Below are 18,593 nucleotides of genomic sequence, written 5' to 3'. Positions count from 1 at the left end.
CCGGAAGAGATCTCTGGCGACCCATCACCTTCGGAGGACTCACATGAGTGCATTGCTGCTTGGCGGCAAGAACGCCGTGATCTATGGAGGCGGGGGCGCCATCGGCGGCGCGATCGCACGGGTATTCGCCCGGGAAGGCGCGAGGGTCTTCATCGCCGGGCGCACGCAGGCGAAGCTCGACGCCGTGGCGCGTGACATCGCCGCCACGGGCGGAACGGTCGAGACGGCTCAAGTCGACGTCCTCGATCAACCCGCGGTCGAAAAGCACGCCGAAGCCGTCGCGGCGACGGCCGGCAGCATCGACATCGCCCTCAACGCCGTGAGTGTCATGCACGACCAGGGGACTGTGCTGGCGGACCTCTCGCTGGAGGAGTTCATGCGGCCGATCGACGGCTTTCTGCGGACGCTGTTCATCACGAGCAAGGCTGTGGCACAGCACATGGGTGGCGAACGTCCCGGCGTCATCCTGACGTTGTCCGAGCCGGGTTCCAAACTGGCTGTAGGCGGCATCTTGGGGCACAGCGTGAGCGCGGCCGGCAAGGAGGCCTTCTCGCGGGTTCTGGCCGCGGAACTGGCACCCAGCAACATCCGGGTGATCTGCATCCGTCCACACGCTGTCGTCGATGCGCCGGCGGCGGGTTCCTACACCAAGGACCTCTTCAAGCAAATGGCGGCAGCGGGCGGGCAGTCGGTCCAGGAAATGCTCGAAGGCGGAGGGATGGTGCAGGGGACGCTGCTGAAGAGGCTGCCTACGCTCTCCGAAATCGCGGAGACGGCGGCGTTCCTGGCTTCAGATCGAGCTGGAGCCATGACCGGAACCATCGCCAACCTGTCCGCCGGCGCACTTGTCGACTGAGGCCGCAATGTCAGATCAGGCCGACGCTTTGTCAGATCAGGCCGAGAGGGCCAAGCTGCTCCGTTCCCTGCACGTTCCGGGCGATCCGCTGGTGCTGCCGAACACCTGGGACGTCGGCAGCGCCCGCGCCGTCGTCGACGCAGGCTTCCCGGTGGTCGCGACCGCGAGCAACGCCATCGCCGCCGCTCTGGGCTACGACGACGGCGAGGGTGCCCCGAGCGAGGAAATGATGTTCGTCGCCAGGCGCATCGCGGCCTCGGTCGATGTGCCGGTCACCGTCGACGCCGAGGCCGGCTACGGGATGGCGCCGGAGGAGCTGGTCGAACTGCTGAGCGGGATCGGAGTCGTCGGCTGCAACATCGAGGACAGTGATCACGCCAACGGCGGCCTGACCGACGTCGATGTCCGCGCCGCCTACATCGCGCGGATGCGCGCGACCGCCGACCGTATCGGGGTGCCACTGGTCATCAATGCCCGGATCGATTCCTTCTTCCCCACCTCGCCTCTGGCCGAGCAGCAGAAGCGTGCCGATGCGATCCGCAGGGCTGAGGCGTACTGGTCCGCCGGCGCCGATTGTGTGTTCCCTCCCGGAGCCGGGCCGGACGACCTCCGGGCCATCGTCACCGAGGTCGGCGCGCCTGTGAACGCTGGTCTTTCGCTGAAACGCGGGTCGCTGGACGAGCTTCGGGCACTCGGTGTGGCACGGGTCTCCGTGGGGCCCCAGCTGTACCGCAGCGCACTCGACCACCTGCTCACCGATCTCCAGCCTCTCTTCGGGGCACGGAAGTGACGGACCGGCTCGACAGTCACGGTCCGGGGCGGCGGACCACAACCCGTTCACTTGCCGACCGAACCGGGCGCGCTTGCCGACGGCGGCGCACGGTCCGCTCGGGCATGTCGATCGGCGCGCGGAACATCGCGGTCGGAGCCTGAACCTGGGCCTGACCCGGACCTGAACCTGGGCCTGAACCTGGCCCTGGGCCTGGGCCATATGAGAGGCGACGCCCGCCCGCCGACCATGCACGAGGTCGTCAAGGGGCCCCGCTCGGGGCCGACGCCTACGGCATGCCGGGAAGCCGGACAGTGACGAGGAGACCGCCGTCGAGTCGGGGAACGAGGTCGAGGGTCCCGTCGTGAGCGCGGACGATGCTGTGCACGATGGCCAGCCCGAGGCCGACGCCGACGTGCTCGTCGGTGCGTACGCGTTCCGTTCCGCGCTGGAAGGGTTCGGTGAGGGTCGGTACCAGTTCCGGTGGGAGCCGGCGGCCCGTGTTCTCGACCCGCAGCACGCTCGTGTCGCCGTGCGTCTCGGTGTGAACCGTCACGGTGCCGCCGGCGGGGAGGTTGTGGACGACGGCGTTCTGGACGAGGTTCGTCACCATCCGCAGCAGGAGCTCCGCGGAGCCGCTGGTCCGGGCCGCCCCGCCGGTGACGTCGAGTGCGATCCCGCGCTGTTCGGCGAGGGGAAGCAGCGTTTCGGCGGCTTCTTCGGCGATGAGGGAGAGGTCGACGGGCTCACGGGTGAAGTTCCTGCGGTCGCCGCGGCTGAGCAGCAGCAGGGCCTCGGTGAGGTCGATCGCCCGCGCGTTGACCGCGTACAGGCGTTCGATGAGTTCACCCCGGTCCCGCGTGGGGTCCTTGCGGGCGACGTCGAGGAGCGTCCTCGGGATCGCCAGCGGGGTGCGCAGTTCGTGGGAGGCGTTCGCGGCGAACCTCTGCTGCTCCTCCACGTGGGACTCGAGTTGTTCGAGCATCGAGTCGAACACGTCGGAGAGTTCACGGAATTCGTCCTGGCGGCCCTTCATACGGATCCGGTGGGACAGGGACCCGTTCCCGGCCATCCGGGCCGCGTCCGTGATCTGGGTGAGCGGTGCGAGCATCCGGCCCGCGAGAACCCATCCCCCCAGGAGACCGAACACGAGCAGGCAGACCATCGCCACGGCCGCGGGCGGGGCGAAGGTGTGCACAAGGAGGTAGCGGTTGGGCGAGATCCCGAGGAGGCCCCGGGAGTTGTCAGGTACGTAGCGCAGCAGGAAGACCCACACCACGGCCAGCAGGAGAGCGCCGGCGACGGCGAGGAATCCGGCATAGCTGAGGGTGAGTTTCAGTCGGGCACTGAGCCCAGGGCGTCTACGCATGCGTACTACCGGGGTCGGTGGTGTCCGTACCGGGGGCGATGGTGTCCATGCCGGTGTCGATCCGGTAGCCGACGCCGGGCAGCGTGGCGATGATCCAAGGTTCGCCGAGCCGTTTGCGCAGTGCGGAGACGGTGATGCGCACGGCGTTGGTGAGAGGGTCGGCGTTCTCGTCCCAGGCCCGTTCCAGCAGCTCTTCGGCGCTGACGACCCCGCCCTCGGCGGCGACGAGGACTTCCAGCACGGCGAACTGCTTCCGGGTGAGCGCGACGTAGCGTCCGTCGCGGAAGACCTCCCGACGGAAGGGGTCCAGTCGGATGCCCGCGATCTCCCTGACCGGGGGACGGGCGTGCGCGCGCCTGCGGTCGAGCGCCCGCAGCCGCATGACGAGTTCCCGCAGCTCGAACGGTTTGGTGAGGTAGTCGTCGGCGCCGAGCTCGAACCCTGAGGCCTTGTCGTCGATCCGGTCGGCAGCGGTGAGCATGAGGATGGGGATGGGGATGCCGCTGCCGGAGGCGACGATGCGCCGGGCGACCTCGTCGCCGGAGGGGCCCGGGATGTCACGGTCGAGGACCGCGAGATCGTAGGAGTTGACGCTGAGCAGTTCCAGGGCCGAGTCGCCGTCGCCGGCGATGTCGGCGGCGATCGCCTCCAGCCGCAGACCGTCACGGACGGCTTCCGCCAGGTAGGGCTCGTCCTCCACGATCAGTACGCGCATGTCCGAAGCCTAAGCAGCACAACATATCGCCGACGTATGCAAGGACGTGTGTACGACGGACACGCGACTCAGCCTGCCGGTGCCAGAGTGGGGCGAGGCTGGTCCGACGGCCCTTGCGCCGCAGTACGCCACCAGCGGCGCGACGCCAGCGCGGCCAGCACGGCACCGGCTGCGTTGACCAGTACGTCGTCCACGGAGGACACCCTGTCCAGCCACAGGACGTACTGTGCGGTTTCGACCAGGACCGAGCAGCCCGCCCCGAGCGCCAGGATCCGCGGTACGGACGCCAGCGCCGCGAACCGCATCGGGGCGAAGAACCCCAGCGACGCGAAGACCAGCAGGTTGCCGACGATCCCGAGCGGCCCCATCGTGACCAGGTCCCGCAGCGGTACCAGGCTCACCCGACGCGGAGCGGTGCCCGGCCCGGCGCCCGGCATCATGGTCAGCCACAGGAACGGCACCGTCCCGAGGACCATGCCCACCTCGGCCAGCGACTTGCGCGACGCCCACTCCGGTGTCGCGCCGGCGGCACGCCGAACGCGCGCCAGAGCCCACACCACCAGCGCGGCCAACGGCAGCGCGACCAACGTCATGAGCACCACACCGTTGAACGTGTCGAAGCAGCCATGCCACCGCCCGGCCATGCACATGGGAGCGGACATCATGAGCGGCCGCCGCACGACGAACGCGGCGCTCGCCACGCCGAGGATCGCCAGGCCGAGAAGCACGGTCCCGCGCGTGCGGCGGGGAGGTGCTGACGGGGATGCGTTGCGGTTCATGCCCCCATTGGAGACGGAAGACCGTTGCGGCGGCGTATGCGATTTTCCATACGCCCGCGATACATGGAATCCCCGGCATCAAGGAACTGGCGCAAGCCGGCAGTGAGATTGCCCCGCCGCAGTTGATCGCGCCGGCCCGGCTTCTGCAGGTGCTGAAGGAGCGCACCGGTGCCCCGGCAGCCGCCCTCGGCGCTGCTCGGAGAGCTCCGCGACAGGCCCGGTCAACGCCGGATTCAATGAACGCCCGGCAGTCGTGGCGCGTGCCGGGCAGCGGACGGCCGATGGCCGCCACAAGGCGGCTGTCGGCTTCGACGAAGACCTGCAGGTTCGTCGAATACCGGGCCCGCAAGGGCCCAGCACGTCCTCGGTCAGCGCATACAGCCAACAGCACGGCGGTCCGGTCGAGTTCACCGGCCCGGGCCAGGGAGCGCACCTTCCTGGCGAGTGGCGTCACGCCCTCGATGCCGACGATCCACAGTGCATGAGGTCAGGGCCGTCGTCGCTGGGGCAGTCGGCCGCACGGCGACGGCGCACGTGCGGAACGCGGTGGGTCAGGCCGGGGCGTCGGCGTCCTGCACGGAGGCTGCGAACGCCTCGGGGCCCTGCTCCACCGCCGCCGGGTCCATCCACATGACCTGCCAGCCGTGGCCGTCGAGGTCGAAGAAGCTGCGTGAGTACATGAAGCCGTAGTCCTCGGCGCCATCCGCCTCGGTGCCGCCCGCCGCGAGCGCAGCGGCGCTGACGGTGTCGACCTCATCGCGGGACGACACGCTGAAGCAGTACAGCGCCAGTGTGTGCGTGGTGGGATCGGCCAGCGGCAGTTTCGCGAACTCCGCGAACTTCTCGCGGCTGAGCAGCATGACGAAGGCGTGCTCGCCGACCAGCATGCAGGCGGCGGTCTCGTCGGTGAACTTCGGGTTGAAGCTGAACCCGAGCCCAGCGAAGAACGCCTTGCTGCGCTCGAGGTCCGCTACGGGCATGTTCACGAACAGCATGCGGCCGGGGTGTGCGGGGATGGTCATGGTGGGTCTCCAGTCGGTGGCTCGATGGCGTACGTCCTGGTAGACCGGCGCAGTCGGCGGAACTCATCGGTGGATCTCGGCTGGATCGCAGTCGCAGCGTTGATGAAGTCGACAGCCACAGCTGAGAGACCGGCCCTTCACTTCTTCGGCTCCCGGTGGAGGTGGCCCGCCCGTCGACACACGTGCCGTGCCTGCGCGTGCTCTTCCCAGGCCGGGACCTTGCCCGTTGCGCGCCCGTTCCGGCGGGACGCAGCGGGCGGTGCGATGCGGCCTGTGCGGGTTGCTCAGTCGCTTCAGCTCGTCGCCCAACGAATCCAGGCCCTGCCGATCACGGGGGCAAGGACGAGTTCGGCGGCCGCAAGGGGCCGCGTTCGCGGAGATGTTGCACAGCCGATCGTCGGGCGTCAAAGGTCCACCGCTTCGCGGTTCGCCGTTCCTCGGCCGGTGGCGCGGCAGACACCGCTCGCCGCGTGGTGTTCGCCCGCAGTTTCCCGGTGGCGGGCGAGGCCGCGGCGCGTTGCCTTTCTCACGGCCCCTTCCAGCCCGGGTTGACGGGTCAACGGCCCGTACAAACTTGGTCCGAGGACTTTCGGACACGGCGGGTTCGGCGGCTCTCCCGATCTTGTGGACCCGGACGCGGGGTCTTGCCGGGGGTGTGACGAGCCGCGCGGGCCCGCACATCGCAGTCGACCCAAGGGAGTCGGCGCTCGTCGACGCCCTGTGCGGCACGCTCCGGGTGCGGCCCGTGCTGACCAGGGGCGCGGGCTGAAATCGGCCGAAGTACCCGGATGCCCTTTCCTGCTGGTTTAGACCAATGCTAGATGTGGTGGCGCACTGAGCCCACACGGCTACGTTTTGTCACCACGCAGGAGGCGCGGACATGGCCCGCACCACCCATCCGTCCGACCACGAACCGCTCTACGCGCGGATCGCCGCACAACTGCTCGGCGAGCTGCGCGACGGGACCATCCCGCCCGGCGAACGCCTGCCGGGAGAACGCGAGTTGGCCACCCGGTTCGGCGTCAGCCGGGAGACCGTACGGCAGGCGTTGCAGATGCTGCGGCGCGACGGCCTGGTCTCCACCGATCGGCGGGGCAGCCATGCGACGCTGTCCGGCACCGGCGCCGAGCACGTCCCGTCGCTCGACTTCCCCGTCGGAGCGCACACCGGCGAACCCGACGGGTGCCGTCGGACCACCGTGACCTGGGAGGCTCCCCCACCGGAACACGCCCAGGCCCTCGGACTCGCCCCGCTGCGGGCGACGTTGGTCCACCGCTACGAGTCGGCCGCCGCCGACGGCAGCGGGCTGCGCTCGGCCGTGACGTCCTTCTCCGCGATCGCGGTGACCGAGGTGGAGGAGCTCGCCCGCTACCGCGACCGCGCGGACGGCCATGCCTCGGCGCAGCTGTCACGGGCCTACGACTGGATGCGCAAGGCGGGTCTGACCCTGCATCACCGGGACGCGATCACCCGGCTCCCACAGTCGGTGCGGGTCACGCGGCGCGTACACGACCAGTACGACCGGCCACTGGAGATCACCGACCTGACCGTCGATGCCCAACAAGACGCCCTTGTCTATGAGTTCACGCTCCCGGCGGCCAAGTGAGCTCCGGGGACGGTGAACAAGGGCCTTCGACGCCGGTCTGCTGGAGTCCATCCGGGCCCGATGGGCGACGGGCTCCGCGGACATCGGTCCTGCGCCCCCCGGCACGTCCGCCGAGGGGGCGTGGACCGGCGTCCGCCCAGGCCGAGGGTCCCGGGAACCCGGTCGTCATACGACGCCGGCGGACCTTCCCGAGGTGTCCTCGCGCGTGGCCACGACCATCCGGGCCCGCGGGCTGCCGTCCCGTCGACGGCCGAACTCGGTCAGCGCGTGAAGCTCCGTCCGGAATCCGGCCCGCGCCAGCTCCCGCTGTACGTCTCCGAGCCGGAACGCGCGGTAGTACATGACGAAAGTCGGACGCCGGACGGCGTTGCGCACCCGCATCACCGTGTCGAAGCCCAGCAGGGCCCAGTACCAGGGCGAGCTGGGCCGCGGCGGAGCCATGACCGGGAACGCGAAGCGTCCGCCGGGGCGCAGGGTGGCGTGGACCCCGGCGAACAGGCCGGGCAGCTCGCGAGGCAGGAAGTGCCCGAAGGCACCGAAGCTCACGACCAGGTCGAACGCGGGCCCGAAGGGGAGGGCGCGGGCATCTCCGCGCACCCAGGCGACCGACGGTGCCCCTTCGTATGGCCCCGCCACCGGCGAGGATGACCCGCCGTCGCGCCCCGCCGCCGAGGACGGTGACCCGCCATCGCAAGTGCCGGCCGGGCACCGTGAACCCTCGTCGCACGTCCCGGCCGAGGACAGCGACCCGCCGTCGCGCGTCCCGGCCGAGGACAGCGACCCGCCGTCGCGCGTCCCGGCCCGAGACGGTGAACCGTCGTCGCATGTCCCGGCCGAGGACGGCGACCCACCATCGCGCGTCCCGGCCGAGGACGGTGACCCGCCGGCGCCGAGCCGCGAGCGTCCGACCGTCAGCATGCCCGCGCTGATGTCGACGCCGGTGACGCTCTCCCGGCACAGCTCCCGCAGGACCTCCATGCCCGCGCCGGTGCCGCAGCAGAGGTCGAGCCCCGCGTCGAACGGGCCCATCGGCGCCAGGGCCCGCCCCACCGCTTCGAGGATCGCGTCCGGGGTCCGAAACGGCGTGTGGTCGAACTTGGGCGCGAGCAAGTCGTAGCCGTGCTCGATCGACGAGAAGGCCTGCACGGCCAGTTCGCGGAGGGTGGGACCTTGCGGGGAGAACATCCCGCCGAGCTTAAGGGCTGCTGTCCGGATCGGGTCGCAGGATGCGGAGGGTGAGGAGGGTGAGGAGGGTGAGGAGGGTGAGGAGGGTGACTGCTCGGCCGGGGTGACCCCGTGTTCACGCCATGAGTCGAACGGCAGCCGAACGACAGCCCGTGGGGGCAGCGAATGCCGGGTGTGCTGATCTATCGTCCCGAGCATGACCTCGTTCCGCCCCGCCCCCGCCTGGCTGGCCGACGCCGTCTTCTACCAGATCTACCCGCAGTCGTTCGCCGACTCGAACGGCGACGGCATCGGCGACTTCGACGGAATCGCCGAGCGTCTCGGCCACCTCGCATGGCTGGGCGTCAACACCGTCTGGCTCAACCCGTGTTTCGTGTCCCCGTTCGGCGACGCCGGATACGACGTCGCCGACTACCTGGACGTCGCACCCCGTTACGGCTCGTCCGACGACCTCGCCCGCCTCGTCGAGGAGGCGGGCCGACGCGGCATCCGTGTACTCCTCGACCTGGTGGCGGGTCACACATCCGACCAACACCCCTGGTTCCGGGCCGCGATGGACGATCCGGCCGACGACCGGTACATCTGGGCGCCCGAGGGCTCGCCGGTCGGGTTCGTCCCCTCCCCCGGGACGCGCCCGGGGGCGTACCTGCCGAACTTCTTCGCGTTCCAGCCCGCCCTCAACTTCGGTTACGGGCGCGCCCATCCGGCCGAGCCCTGGCGCCGGCCGGTCGACGCGCAGGGCCCGCGCGCCAACCGTGCCGCGCTGCGCACGGTCATGGACCACTGGCTGGGCCTCGGCCTGTCCGGCTTCCGCGTGGACATGGCCGCCTCGCTCGTGAAGGACGACCCGGGCAAGAAGGAAACGGCCGCGATCTGGACGGAGTTGCGCCATTGGCTGGACCGCGCGCATCCGGACGCCGTACTGCTCTCGGAGTGGGGCGAACCCGAGGTGTCCGTCCCCGCGGGGTTCCACGCGGACTTCTTCCTCCAGTTCGGCGGCCCCACCGACGGGCTCGCCCTGCGCTCGCTCTGGAGCAACGGCGAGGGCACCGTCAACGAGGCCTGGGACCCGCTCGACTGCTTCTTCGACGCCGAGGGCCGCGGGTCCCCGCGCCCCTTCGTGGAAGCCTGGCACAGTGCGGTCTCCGTGCTCGGCGAGGACGGGTTCGTCGCTCTCCCGACCGCCAACCACGACTTCTCCCGCCTCAACTGCGGCCCCCGCACTGCCGGTCAACTGCCCGTCGCCTTCGCCTTCCAGCTGACCTGGCCGACCCTTCCGGCGATCTACTACGGCGACGAGATCGGCATGCGCTACGTTCCGGGACTGCCCGAGAAGGAAGGCAGCGTGCTGGGACCGCGCTACAACCGCGCGGGTTCCCGTACGCCGATGCAGTGGGACGACAGCCCAAACGCCGGCTTCTCCACGGCCCCCGCCGACCGCCTCTACCTCCCCCTCGACCCCTCCCCGGACCGCCCGACGGTCGCCGCCCAACTGGCCGACGACATCTCGCTCCTGCATCTCGTACGCCGCCTGGTCGCGTTGCGCACCAGCACGCCGGAGCTGGGGCCGGGCGGCTCGGTCGAGGTGGTGCACGCCGGGTATCCGTTCGTGTACGTGCGGGGCGGCCGGTATCTGGTCGTGATCAATCCCCGGCGGGAGCCCGTGAGTTGCCGCAACGACGACGCCTCGGGCGCCCGCTCGGTGGAAGCCACCGGCATCCGGATCGACGCAGGCACCATCAGCGCGCAGGGATTCGGCTACGGCATCTTCGAACTCCCACAGCTTCTGAGCAGTGAAAACACAGGTCACCAAGATCTCCGGCAAGACCCAGGGCAAGAAGAAGCCGAGGCCAGAACAGCAATCGGCTAGCGAGGACGTCTCGTTGCTCCCACGATGGACGCATGGACAGGTTGCAGCACAGCGCCTGGCAGTATGCGGCGGAAGTACTCCCATCCGCGGAGCTCCCGATGCTCGCTGCTCATGCACTCGTCGACGGGCGTGACTCCCTTGCCCTGCGCGAACTGGCCGGCCTGCCACGCAGGAGCGACAACGCCGAGATCCGTGAACTGTACGTCCAAGCCCTGCACGAACTCGGCATACCCCTTCCCGATGAGGAGACAGCCGGCCGCTGCCTCCTCGTGAACCTCGCGTTCGGTCTCGTGAAAGGCGAACTGAGCCCCAAGGACGTGGCCGACCGGCTGTCGATGACGGTCGCAGCCCGCACCCCGGAGGAGACACATTTCCTCTCCGCCGCAGCGGACTACCGCGAATGGATCAGCTTCGACGAGCTCCCGGCATGGGAGAACGATCTCAGGACCGCGGCCCACTCGTTGACCGCCGCCACCGACCTCGGATCCCGTATCGGCGTGCCAGGTTCGCGGCACGACTGACTAACCCGCCTGAACGTGCCCCGTGCCAGACCCGTGCCAGATACTGCGGGGAGCCACGGGGAACAGCGGTCACCCGGGGCTGATGCAGGTTTGGGTGACGGGATCGGTCACGCGGCCTGGAGGACCGGTGTGGTCATGACGGTCTCGCATTCGACGAGGGTCAGCCGGCCGAGCGACCTCCTATCGATCCGGCCATCCGGTGCCGCTCGATCGCCCGGACGGACTTCCGTGACCGAAACCGCGACCCGTGATCGCTGTGCAGGACACACCCGGCAACGCCGTCACGACGGGCAGCGGCATTGTCCAGGGCCTGCGATGGCGAGGCGGGACTTCGTCCGCGTGTCGATGGAGTAGCCCACGATCCTCTTGCTGAAGACATCCTTGATCGCGCACAGGTACAACTTCCCTTCGGTCGTGGGATGTTCGGTGATGAGGTCCGGTCGGCCATGGCCGACCCCACGCCCAGTGCCTCATCGGCCAGCAAGCGGTAGCCGAACTCCGGATCCTCCCGATGGGCGTCGAACAACGCGTTCGCGCGGTGAGCCTCCTCATGGTTCACTTGCCGGTCGAGCCAGCGGTAGGAAGGCTGTCCGGCGAGCTTGAGCACCCGGCACGTGACGGTGACGCGAACCGCGTCCCCGTCCGGCTCCTTCACGAGCGCGTAGACCCTTTTCCCGGCAGATTCGCCGGAGACAAGTAGGCCGCGGTACGACGCAGGCCTCGTTCTCCTGCTCCAGCAGCTTGATCCGCCGACGCGCGGCCCGCAGTTCCGCGTTCTCTTGCGTAGTCGTTCGGGGTTTCACCCCGTCGTCGATGTCCGCGCGGCGCATCCACTTCGACAGCGTCATCGCATGACGTCGAAGCCGGTGGCCACCTGCTCGAGCGTCACGCTGGGCCACGGTTCCTCGCGACCCGCACGACGTCCTCGCGGAACTCTTCGGGATGAGGCTTGGGCAGAGCAACATCCTTCCCGCCCGCCCTACAAGGCAAGCCAGTTCAGATGTCACCGATCGTGCATCAGACCCGCCTTGCGCGACCGTGTCTTGTCTCGGTTGATGCTTGACGTTGTGGCTTCACTTGATGCTTGACACCGCTTGCTCGGCTTGGCTGTGTGATCGTTTGTGAGAGGGCACACGAGGTCCAGAGCTGGCACTCCTGTACCGGGGGTCCGAGGATGCTCGTATGAAGGTGCCGATCGGCCGCCCGAGTTTGCGGCCCTACCTGCCTTACCAGCAGCGCACTGCAGCGCACCGTGAGGGGCTGAGCGCTCACTTCTTGGGCACCAGTTCAGTACTGCTGTCGGACGGGCAGACCTCGGTGCTCAGCGACGGGTTCGTCACCCGCCCGGGGATGATACGCGTGGGCATGGGCAAGATCGCCCCTAACCGCGCGCTGGTCCGTGCCGCCATCGAGCGGCTACGGGTGGACAACCTCGCCGCTGTGGTGTGCGCGCATTCCCACTACGACCACGCCCTCGACGCACCGGTCTGGGCGCTGGAGACCGGCGCCGACCTGGTCGGGTCGGAGTCCACCGCCAACATCGGGCGCGGCCTGGGGGTCCCCGAGTCGTCCTTGCGGGTGGTCGGCGATGGCGGCACCGTGACCTACGGCAGCTTCACGCTGACCTTCCTGGACTCCGTGCACAGCCCGGGCGACCACTACCCCGGTACCGTTGACCAGCCCTTGGTCCCGCCGGCTCGCGCCGGTGCCTGGAAGACCGGCACCGCCTACTCGGTGCTCGTCACCCACCCCTACGGCCGCGTGCTGTTGCACGCCAGCGCCAACTACCGGCTCGGTGCGCTGCGCGGTCATCACGCCGACGTCGTATACCTGGGCGTCGGCATGCTGGGCAAGCAGCCCGCCGAGTTCCTTCAGACCTACTGGGACGAGGTGGTGGCCGCGACCGGGGCCAGGCGGGTCATCCTGGTGCACTGGGACGACTTCTTCTTGGGCCTGGACCAGCCACTGCGCCCCATGCCCTACCTGCTCGACGACCTCGACACCACCATGAGCCGACTGCTGCCCCTGGCGCGCCGTGACGGCATCGACGTTGTGCTGCCCGTCTCCTGGCAGCCCAGTGCCCCCCTCACCGGTCTTGCGTGAACTCGGCTGCGTAAGCCCCTGGAATCGGCGTAGCACGTCGATTACCCGGCCAACGCTGCGAGACGAGCCACTGGGAACCGACAAGCATCAACTGACATACATCCGTCAAGCCCCGGCTGCGCTCCGCTCCGCCGGGCGCGCTCCCGGCTCCGCGCCGGGCGCCGCTCCTGCCTTCGGCCCGCTCCGCCCGCGCTACGCCGACGCGCGCCCACGTGTGGATAGGGCCCGGAGGCTATGAGTCGAGCACCACAGAGAGCGGCCCCGGTCAGAACGAGCCTCCGGCGGGGGCGCTCAGGCTCCGAGATGGCGGGGGCGCCGTTCGCGAGTGCCGGCCGAGTGTGGCGTGCGCGGGGTGCTCCCATCCCGTCTGCCGTCGACCCAGGCAGAGCCGGGCAGACGGGGCCCAGGGCGTCAAGGTCGTTCGTCCAGCAGGGCGCTCCACCTTGACGCCCTGAACCACGCCCGCTCCACGGTGTGTGGGTCGACGGCAGACGGGATGGGAGCCGGGGAGGGTGGCGGTTTGAGGAATCGTGGAACTCGACCGCCGGGTTCACAAGAGTGCCAAGGAAACCAACCAGCCTTGTCAGAGGCGCGCTCACCTGCCACGATCCGCCCATGGTCAACTTTTCAAAGGCTGCGGGAAGGATGGACGCACTCCGCGACCAGATGGGCTTGATGAGCGGGGCATTTCTGGTGGCCGTGGGCGTCAAGATGCACCACGACGGCGGCTCCATAGGCTGGCCCATCGCAGGAACAACAGTGCTGAGTCTGAACGGCATCTGGATAACCCGGCGTCGACAGGCCCAGCGCGGGCGTGACATCAGCGACTGACACCAACGAACGCAAATCTCGGCGACCGACGCCGAGCCGCAGCGCCAGAGCTACGGATCGATGGCGAGTGGCCTCACCTGCTTGCATGCGATCCCCGTGCCATCCACGCGACCCCACTGGGGTAGCTTCCCGTCTGTTCGAAGGTCTCTGGAAGGTTCCCTGTGCACCAGCGTCTTCCTTCTGCGGAGCACGCTGGGCCTTGGTTCCAGTCTGGTGTTCTTGTGGGAGCTGAACCGCCAGGCTTCGGGACCGGGCTGGAGGAAGCCGCGAGTCTTCGCTGCGGCGGCGGCTGGGCTACTCGCCGTCCTTTTGACCGCCAAGGCCTAGAGGGCGCCAGCCGACGTGCCCCTCTCGTGCCCGTTCGGTCGGGAAACAGCGGGGAGTCACGGGCACGGGCACTGGGCACGAAAACGGACCCTGACCGATTTACCTGGTCAGGGTCCGTTTCTGCTGGCGGTGGGTGTGGGATTTGAACCCACGGTGGCATCGCTGCCACGACGGTTTTCAAGACCGCGTACCAGACACCGCCTGTCGACGTAGTCCCCACGCCCGGAACCGGCCGCTCACGAAGACGCCGACGCCGAGGGACAGTGCGATCAGCAAACCCGAAGCCCCGCCTTCCAGGACTACGTGGCGGCCCCGGGCTACCGATGACGTCAGAAAGGCGATCACAGCGAAAGTCGTGGCTGCCACGGCAAGGCCGATCGCCATTTCAGCCCACTGCATCGCCTGTGTCGGTCGAGTCGTCATGGCGTTGTTGTACATCGCGCACCTCACTGCCGTAGAGCCGCGAGGTACAGCAACCATCGCGACCGGAGCAAACCGTCAGCGGTCCTGCATGACCGTCTGACCAGGCGAGCAGACCTCAGCGACCGTCCCGCCCATGGTTCGCATCGAGGTGCGCCGACTGGGCGGAGCGACGGTCAGCGGACTTGCACCATTGCTGATCACGCCTATGACCTGCGATGATCCAGGCAGAACCATGATCACGCGGGAGTCGAGGCATGCGCCTCATGAGGCCAGGCAGTCCCAATACTGCGTCCTGTCGGAGCACGAAACGATCGCACACTTCACTTCTGGCCACGCTGGCCATCACCGCCATCTCCGTTACGGGGTGCGGCAGTTCAGACGACGAAGGACTGCCGGTGCGGGTCGTTAATGAGTCGGCATGGGATGCACACATAGTCGGTTGTCCGCTGTGCGGAAAGCGCGGTGTTCTGCTTCAGGGGGATCCTGAACGAACGCCGGGCGAGAGTGGCGGTCAATACTATGGGTGGGTCGAAAAACGTCCGTGGCCTGTGACGTACAAGATTGTCGTCCGAGGAGCGGAGACGGTTTGCCCATTCATTGACCCCAAACCCGGCAAGACGGAGGACCCAGAGGGCATAAGCGCCCGTGACGTCATCTACGTAGTGGATGAAACTGGGAAATGCGTCGCAGGCCCAGGGGACATGGACGCCTTCTGACATCAGCGGCTGACACCAACAAGCGCGAACATCGCCGGTTGGCGCCGTACCTCGATGAACCCCCGCTCAGGGATCACCGGCCGTCAACCGACGTCGCCAACACCCCGCGATTGACCTGATAAGGATGAGGCAGCGAGGTAAAACCCGCACCCAGTCGGCAACTCGGTGCTTCAATCGGCCCACGATGCACGGCTGCCTTGACTCGGGCATTGAGACTCGACCGGCCGTACCCAGAGGCTTGCCCAGACGTTAACTTCAACTGTTCCATGACCCCCATGACGCAGCGATCTTCCATAGGTGAACTTAAGCGGCGCTTTAGCCCACATCCCACCGAAATGCCGCGAACAACTTGGCAGAAATTCAATAGAGCCAAAACGGACTCCGGCTGGCCACTATTGGCGCTCAATTTTTCCACTTCCGCCCTTTTTGCCGCGCTTTTCATGTACTATGCGATCTCCGCCCATTTGCTTTCGGTCTTCTATTGGTGGTTGACCGTCGGCTGCTTCCTTAGTCTTCTGCAGACTGGACACGTAATGGTGTGTGTCGTCAGAGGTCAGGCGGGACGGCTCGCACCAGAAGCACCCGGGACTTCGCCAGGCACTCGCAGGTATCGGGGCAGGCATACCTAAGGCCCGCACGTGGCCGACCGGCAGTAGCCGCTCACGGCCGCCAGGCTAGGCCGAGCAAACCTCAGCGCGACTGGTCGAGGGCGTGTGTGGACGGCTCCCACATCCGTGCGAAAAAGGGGGAGCCGACACCGGTCCGTCACCGGTCGACCGCCGGAAGACAGGCAGCAAGCATCACTTGATCTGCGACGGACGCGGCACCCCGCTCAAGGTCATCACCACCGCGGCGAACGTCAACGACGTCACTCAGACCCTCGCCCTGCTCGACGGCGTCCCGCCGGTGGCCGGGCGTCCCGGCCGACCACGACGCCGCCCCGATTCGCTGCTCGGGGACAAGGGCTACGACTCCAACCCTCACCGCGAGGAGCTGCGCAAGCGCCGGATCCTGCCGGTGATCTCCCGCAAGGGCGCCCCGAACATCAAGGGCCTGGGCAAGCTCCGTTACGTCGTGGAGCAGACCTTCGCCCTGCTCCACCAGTTCAAACGCCTCGCCGTCCGCTGGGAACGCCGAACCGAACTCCACGATGCCTTCGTCTCATTGGCCTGCGGCCTCATCTGCTGGAGACGACTGAGGAAGCACCGATCATGACCGTGTCACGAGCTTTTGGCTACAACTCACACCACTCACCCAGAGGGCCGGCCGCCCACGTCTGGGTGACGTCGTGCACAAGGTCTCACGCCCGATCGATATCCAGGACAAAGTCGCCCGTGAACGCGGCGAGGTCGTCCATGATCGGGACTTCCACGACGGCACCCGAGGGCACGGTGTCGTCTCCTACGAGCAGAGACAAAGGCGGAAGGAGTGGGGGCCGACTGGGCCGCTCCGAGGACGTGGTCGAGAAGCTCCCGGGCTCGTAGAACGATGACCCGCCCCTCTCGGACCTTCAGGAGTCGTCAGCGGGTCTTCCCCATTCTTCAGGCGTAGGCGGTGGTGTTCGGGGATCCTGTTGAGGTACCTCTGAAAGCCACTGTAAGGAGACCCCCAGTGCGCCGCCCGACCCGGAAAGCCTTCGCCGCCCTCATCGCCGCAGCCGGCCTCGCCCTCCCCCTCCTCACCCCCACACCCGCCTCGGCTGCCACCGCCACCAGCCGCTTCGCGAACTACCGCTACGGTGACTGCCTGCGCGAGACCTCCGAAACCGGCCTCAAGGGCGACCGCTGCACCACCGGACGCGGCAGCCTCCTGTGGCGGTGGAACGGCCGCCTCAACACCAGCACGACTCTTAAGAACAACTTCTGGGGCCGCTGCCTCGACAGCAATGACCGGGGCGACGTCTACCCCCTGCGCTGTAACGGCGGCTCGTACCAGAAGTGGCGCACCGTCCAGCCCGCCGCCCGCAGCGCCATCATGCTCCAAAGCGTCGGCACGGGCCGCTGCCTCTACCAGCAGGACAACGGCTACTACCGCACTGCCCGCTGCGACCGAGGCGCCCAGAACCAGCGCTTCACCATCGGCTGAACGGATCTCCCGACCGCTTCAAGATGCCGCCGGGCGAGCAGCTCTTCTTTTACGCGAGGCCGGAAGGCGGTCCGTTGGCCGCGGTGGTGATGACCTTGAACGGGGTGCCCTTCCCGTCGCAGATCAGATGGTGTTTACTGCCCGTCTTCCCGCGGTCGACCGGTGACGGGCCGGTCGCCTCGCCCCCTTTCTTTCGCCCGGATGCGGGAGGCATCCACGCAGGCCCGGGTCCAGTCCAGGGCGTCGGCCGCGTGCAACTCGGCGAGCCGGATGCCGTGCAGCGTCTCGAAGACGCCAGCCTCATGCCACCGACCTAGTGCTGTGACCGCGAAGGTTCGCCGGGTTTGTGGTCGTGGCGGTTGGATGGGCGGTGACGCGCCCGCAGCCGCGGCGAGAGGGGCATCCGCTGGGGTGGTCGACCCCTGTCAGCGGCGGCCCGATCCGGCTGGGAGGTGAGTCACCGAGACTGTTTGGCGGCGTTTGCCCGATAGCGTTCCAGCACGCCGATGGACAGTGCCGATGCGGCCATCAGTCCGAACACGATCGAGCTCGAAGCGCCGCCGTGGTCCCGCTCCCAGACACGGAATCCGACCGCCAGGACAACGACTCCGAACAGCACGGCCTGTATCCACCTGATGGCTCTTTTGCGCACCGGGGCTCCTCTGCTCCTTGTAGTACGCCGACTGTACTGCCGCTGGGAGCCATCGAAATGACCCAACCCGGCGAACCTTGGTGGTCACAGCACTAGCCGACGCCAGCACGTCTGTCCGGAGCCGAACCCCAGCTCCAGCGGCAGCAGTTGCCAACTGACGTCGTTGCAGAGCACGTACAGGATGCCCTGCAGGCACCGCCGGTCATCCACCGGCCTCGGGTCGGGAGCCTTCCGCGGCCACGGCGGCAGCAACGGCTCGATCAGCTCCCACAGTTCATCCTCCACGATCCACGGCCGATTCCCCACACCTCACGAACGGCGGAATCGTCGTACCGGTCACGCCCGACCAGCACCCATCCACAAGATCGTGTTACGAGTTCTACGGAAATGAAGGACTGATCTTCGCCAGCAAGCCGGAACACGCTTGAAATCGTGACTCAGGCGGTATGCAGTCCGTTCCGCAGTTGTAGGGCACGGTGCCAGCGCGTTGGGAACAGATTGAGCTCAGTCAGATCGAGCCTCCTGGTTCCCTCCGTGCTGAGTCCGGCACGGGCATCGTCGACGCACACCGGGGGAGATGGCAGGTTTTGGCGGGGCACAGCACAGGCTCCGGAGTACGGGTGATCACGGCCGCACCACAAGCGCACCAGATCGGGTGGGGAACAACGGGGTGAGGTTCCCCCGAGATGCGGGGAAAGGTGACAGCAGGTCAGATGGGTCTCATGAGAGGAGCCCAGAAGATGCCTGCCCCGAGGAAGTACCCG

The 18,593-nt window shown here is 68.0% G+C and carries 15 protein-coding genes, 1 tRNA gene and 3 pseudogenes; 9 read left to right on the top strand and 10 right to left on the bottom strand.

Going from position 1 to position 18,593, the window contains the following annotated elements; translation table 11 throughout:
* Positions 1–43: 43 nt before the first annotated feature.
* On the top strand, positions 44–856 hold the full coding sequence (locus tag ACZ4N5_RS19490; protein ID WP_467758300.1) for an SDR family NAD(P)-dependent oxidoreductase: 813 nt from the start codon (positions 44–46) through the stop codon (positions 854–856).
* Positions 857–863: 7 nt separating this feature from the next.
* Positions 864–1,646: an isocitrate lyase/PEP mutase family protein gene (locus ACZ4N5_RS19485; RefSeq protein ID WP_467758299.1), complete on the top strand. Its 783-nt coding sequence runs from the start codon at positions 864–866 to the stop codon at positions 1,644–1,646.
* Between the two features lie 268 nt (positions 1,647–1,914).
* Here ACZ4N5_RS19485 and ACZ4N5_RS19480 read toward each other — a convergent pair whose 3' ends face one another.
* From ACZ4N5_RS19480 to ACZ4N5_RS19460, 5 genes and pseudogenes are all read right to left on the bottom strand, one after another.
* A complete protein-coding gene (locus tag ACZ4N5_RS19480) occupies positions 1,915–2,994 on the bottom strand; it encodes a sensor histidine kinase (protein ID WP_467758298.1) in 1,080 nt (359 codons plus the stop codon).
* Positions 2,987–3,709, bottom strand: coding sequence for a response regulator transcription factor (locus ACZ4N5_RS19475; protein ID WP_467758297.1), 723 nt, complete (start codon positions 3,707–3,709; stop codon positions 2,987–2,989). The genes ACZ4N5_RS19480 and ACZ4N5_RS19475 overlap by 8 nt, the downstream gene beginning before the upstream one ends.
* A gap of 68 nt (positions 3,710–3,777) precedes the next feature.
* Positions 3,778–4,488: a VanZ family protein gene (locus tag ACZ4N5_RS19470; RefSeq protein WP_467758296.1), complete on the bottom strand. Its 711-nt coding sequence runs from the start codon at positions 4,486–4,488 to the stop codon at positions 3,778–3,780.
* Between the two features lie 131 nt (positions 4,489–4,619).
* Positions 4,620–4,828, bottom strand: a pseudogene (locus ACZ4N5_RS19465) (IS5/IS1182 family transposase); the annotation flags it as partial.
* 211 nt (positions 4,829–5,039) lie between these two features.
* Positions 5,040–5,510 carry a VOC family protein gene (locus tag ACZ4N5_RS19460; RefSeq protein ID WP_467758295.1) on the bottom strand — a complete coding sequence of 157 codons (471 nt, stop codon included), beginning with the start codon at positions 5,508–5,510 and terminating at the stop codon, positions 5,040–5,042.
* An 880-nt stretch (positions 5,511–6,390) separates the two neighbouring features.
* Between ACZ4N5_RS19460 and ACZ4N5_RS19455 the strand changes: the two genes are divergently transcribed.
* On the top strand, positions 6,391–7,116 hold the full coding sequence (locus ACZ4N5_RS19455; RefSeq protein ID WP_467758294.1) for a GntR family transcriptional regulator: 726 nt from the start codon (positions 6,391–6,393) through the stop codon (positions 7,114–7,116).
* Positions 7,117–7,281: 165 nt separating this feature from the next.
* Here the strand turns inward: ACZ4N5_RS19455 and ACZ4N5_RS19450 are convergent, their stop codons facing one another.
* A complete protein-coding gene (locus ACZ4N5_RS19450) occupies positions 7,282–8,301 on the bottom strand; it encodes a class I SAM-dependent methyltransferase (RefSeq protein ID WP_467758293.1) in 1,020 nt (339 codons plus the stop codon).
* Between the two features lie 196 nt (positions 8,302–8,497).
* Here ACZ4N5_RS19450 and ACZ4N5_RS19445 point away from each other — a divergent pair, with 196 nt between their 5' ends.
* The 4 genes from ACZ4N5_RS19445 (at position 8,498) to ACZ4N5_RS19430 (ending at position 13,626) form a co-directional block, all read left to right on the top strand.
* Positions 8,498–10,171: an alpha-amylase family glycosyl hydrolase gene (locus ACZ4N5_RS19445; protein WP_467758292.1), complete on the top strand. Its 1,674-nt coding sequence runs from the start codon at positions 8,498–8,500 to the stop codon at positions 10,169–10,171.
* Positions 10,172–10,269: 98 nt separating this feature from the next.
* Positions 10,270–10,692, top strand: coding sequence for a hypothetical protein (locus ACZ4N5_RS19440; RefSeq protein ID WP_467758291.1), 423 nt, complete (start codon positions 10,270–10,272; stop codon positions 10,690–10,692).
* Positions 10,693–11,967: 1,275 nt separating this feature from the next.
* A complete protein-coding gene (locus ACZ4N5_RS19435; protein WP_467758290.1) occupies positions 11,968–12,795 on the top strand; it encodes an MBL fold metallo-hydrolase in 828 nt (275 codons plus the stop codon).
* 675 nt (positions 12,796–13,470) lie between these two features.
* Positions 13,471–13,626 carry a hypothetical protein gene (locus tag ACZ4N5_RS19430; RefSeq protein WP_467758289.1) on the top strand — a complete coding sequence of 52 codons (156 nt, stop codon included), beginning with the start codon at positions 13,471–13,473 and terminating at the stop codon, positions 13,624–13,626.
* Positions 13,627–14,077: 451 nt separating this feature from the next.
* On the opposite strand, the gene ACZ4N5_RS19425 is transcribed toward ACZ4N5_RS19430, so the two are convergent.
* Positions 14,078–14,155 (bottom strand) — tRNA-OTHER (locus tag ACZ4N5_RS19425).
* A gap of 1,648 nt (positions 14,156–15,803) precedes the next feature.
* On the opposite strand from ACZ4N5_RS19425, the gene ACZ4N5_RS19420 reads away from it, so the two are divergent.
* Both ACZ4N5_RS19420 and ACZ4N5_RS19415 read left to right on the top strand, forming a co-directional pair.
* Positions 15,804–16,307 carry an IS5 family transposase gene (locus tag ACZ4N5_RS19420; protein WP_467758288.1) on the top strand — a complete coding sequence of 168 codons (504 nt, stop codon included), beginning with the start codon at positions 15,804–15,806 and terminating at the stop codon, positions 16,305–16,307.
* 396 nt (positions 16,308–16,703) lie between these two features.
* The gene (locus tag ACZ4N5_RS19415) at positions 16,704–17,177 is read left to right on the top strand and encodes an RICIN domain-containing protein (protein ID WP_467758287.1); all 474 of its coding nucleotides are present in this window, start codon (positions 16,704–16,706) and stop codon (positions 17,175–17,177) included.
* A gap of 73 nt (positions 17,178–17,250) precedes the next feature.
* Here the strand turns inward: ACZ4N5_RS19415 and ACZ4N5_RS19410 are convergent.
* The 3 genes and pseudogenes from ACZ4N5_RS19410 to ACZ4N5_RS19400 all read right to left on the bottom strand — a co-directional run.
* Positions 17,251–17,485: pseudogene (locus ACZ4N5_RS19410) on the bottom strand (IS5/IS1182 family transposase); the annotation flags it as partial.
* Between the two features lie 149 nt (positions 17,486–17,634).
* Positions 17,635–17,829, bottom strand: a complete 195-nt coding sequence (locus ACZ4N5_RS19405; RefSeq protein ID WP_467758286.1) for a hypothetical protein — start codon at positions 17,827–17,829, stop codon at positions 17,635–17,637.
* Between the two features lie 93 nt (positions 17,830–17,922).
* Positions 17,923–18,135: pseudogene (locus ACZ4N5_RS19400) on the bottom strand (transposase); the annotation flags it as partial.
* Positions 18,136–18,593: the final 458 nt, after the last annotated feature.

It is taken from the genome of Streptomyces sp. NPDC026500 (assembly GCF_055567635.1).
Note: the sequence above shows the minus strand (reverse complement) of the source record. Positions and strands in the feature narration are given on the sequence as shown.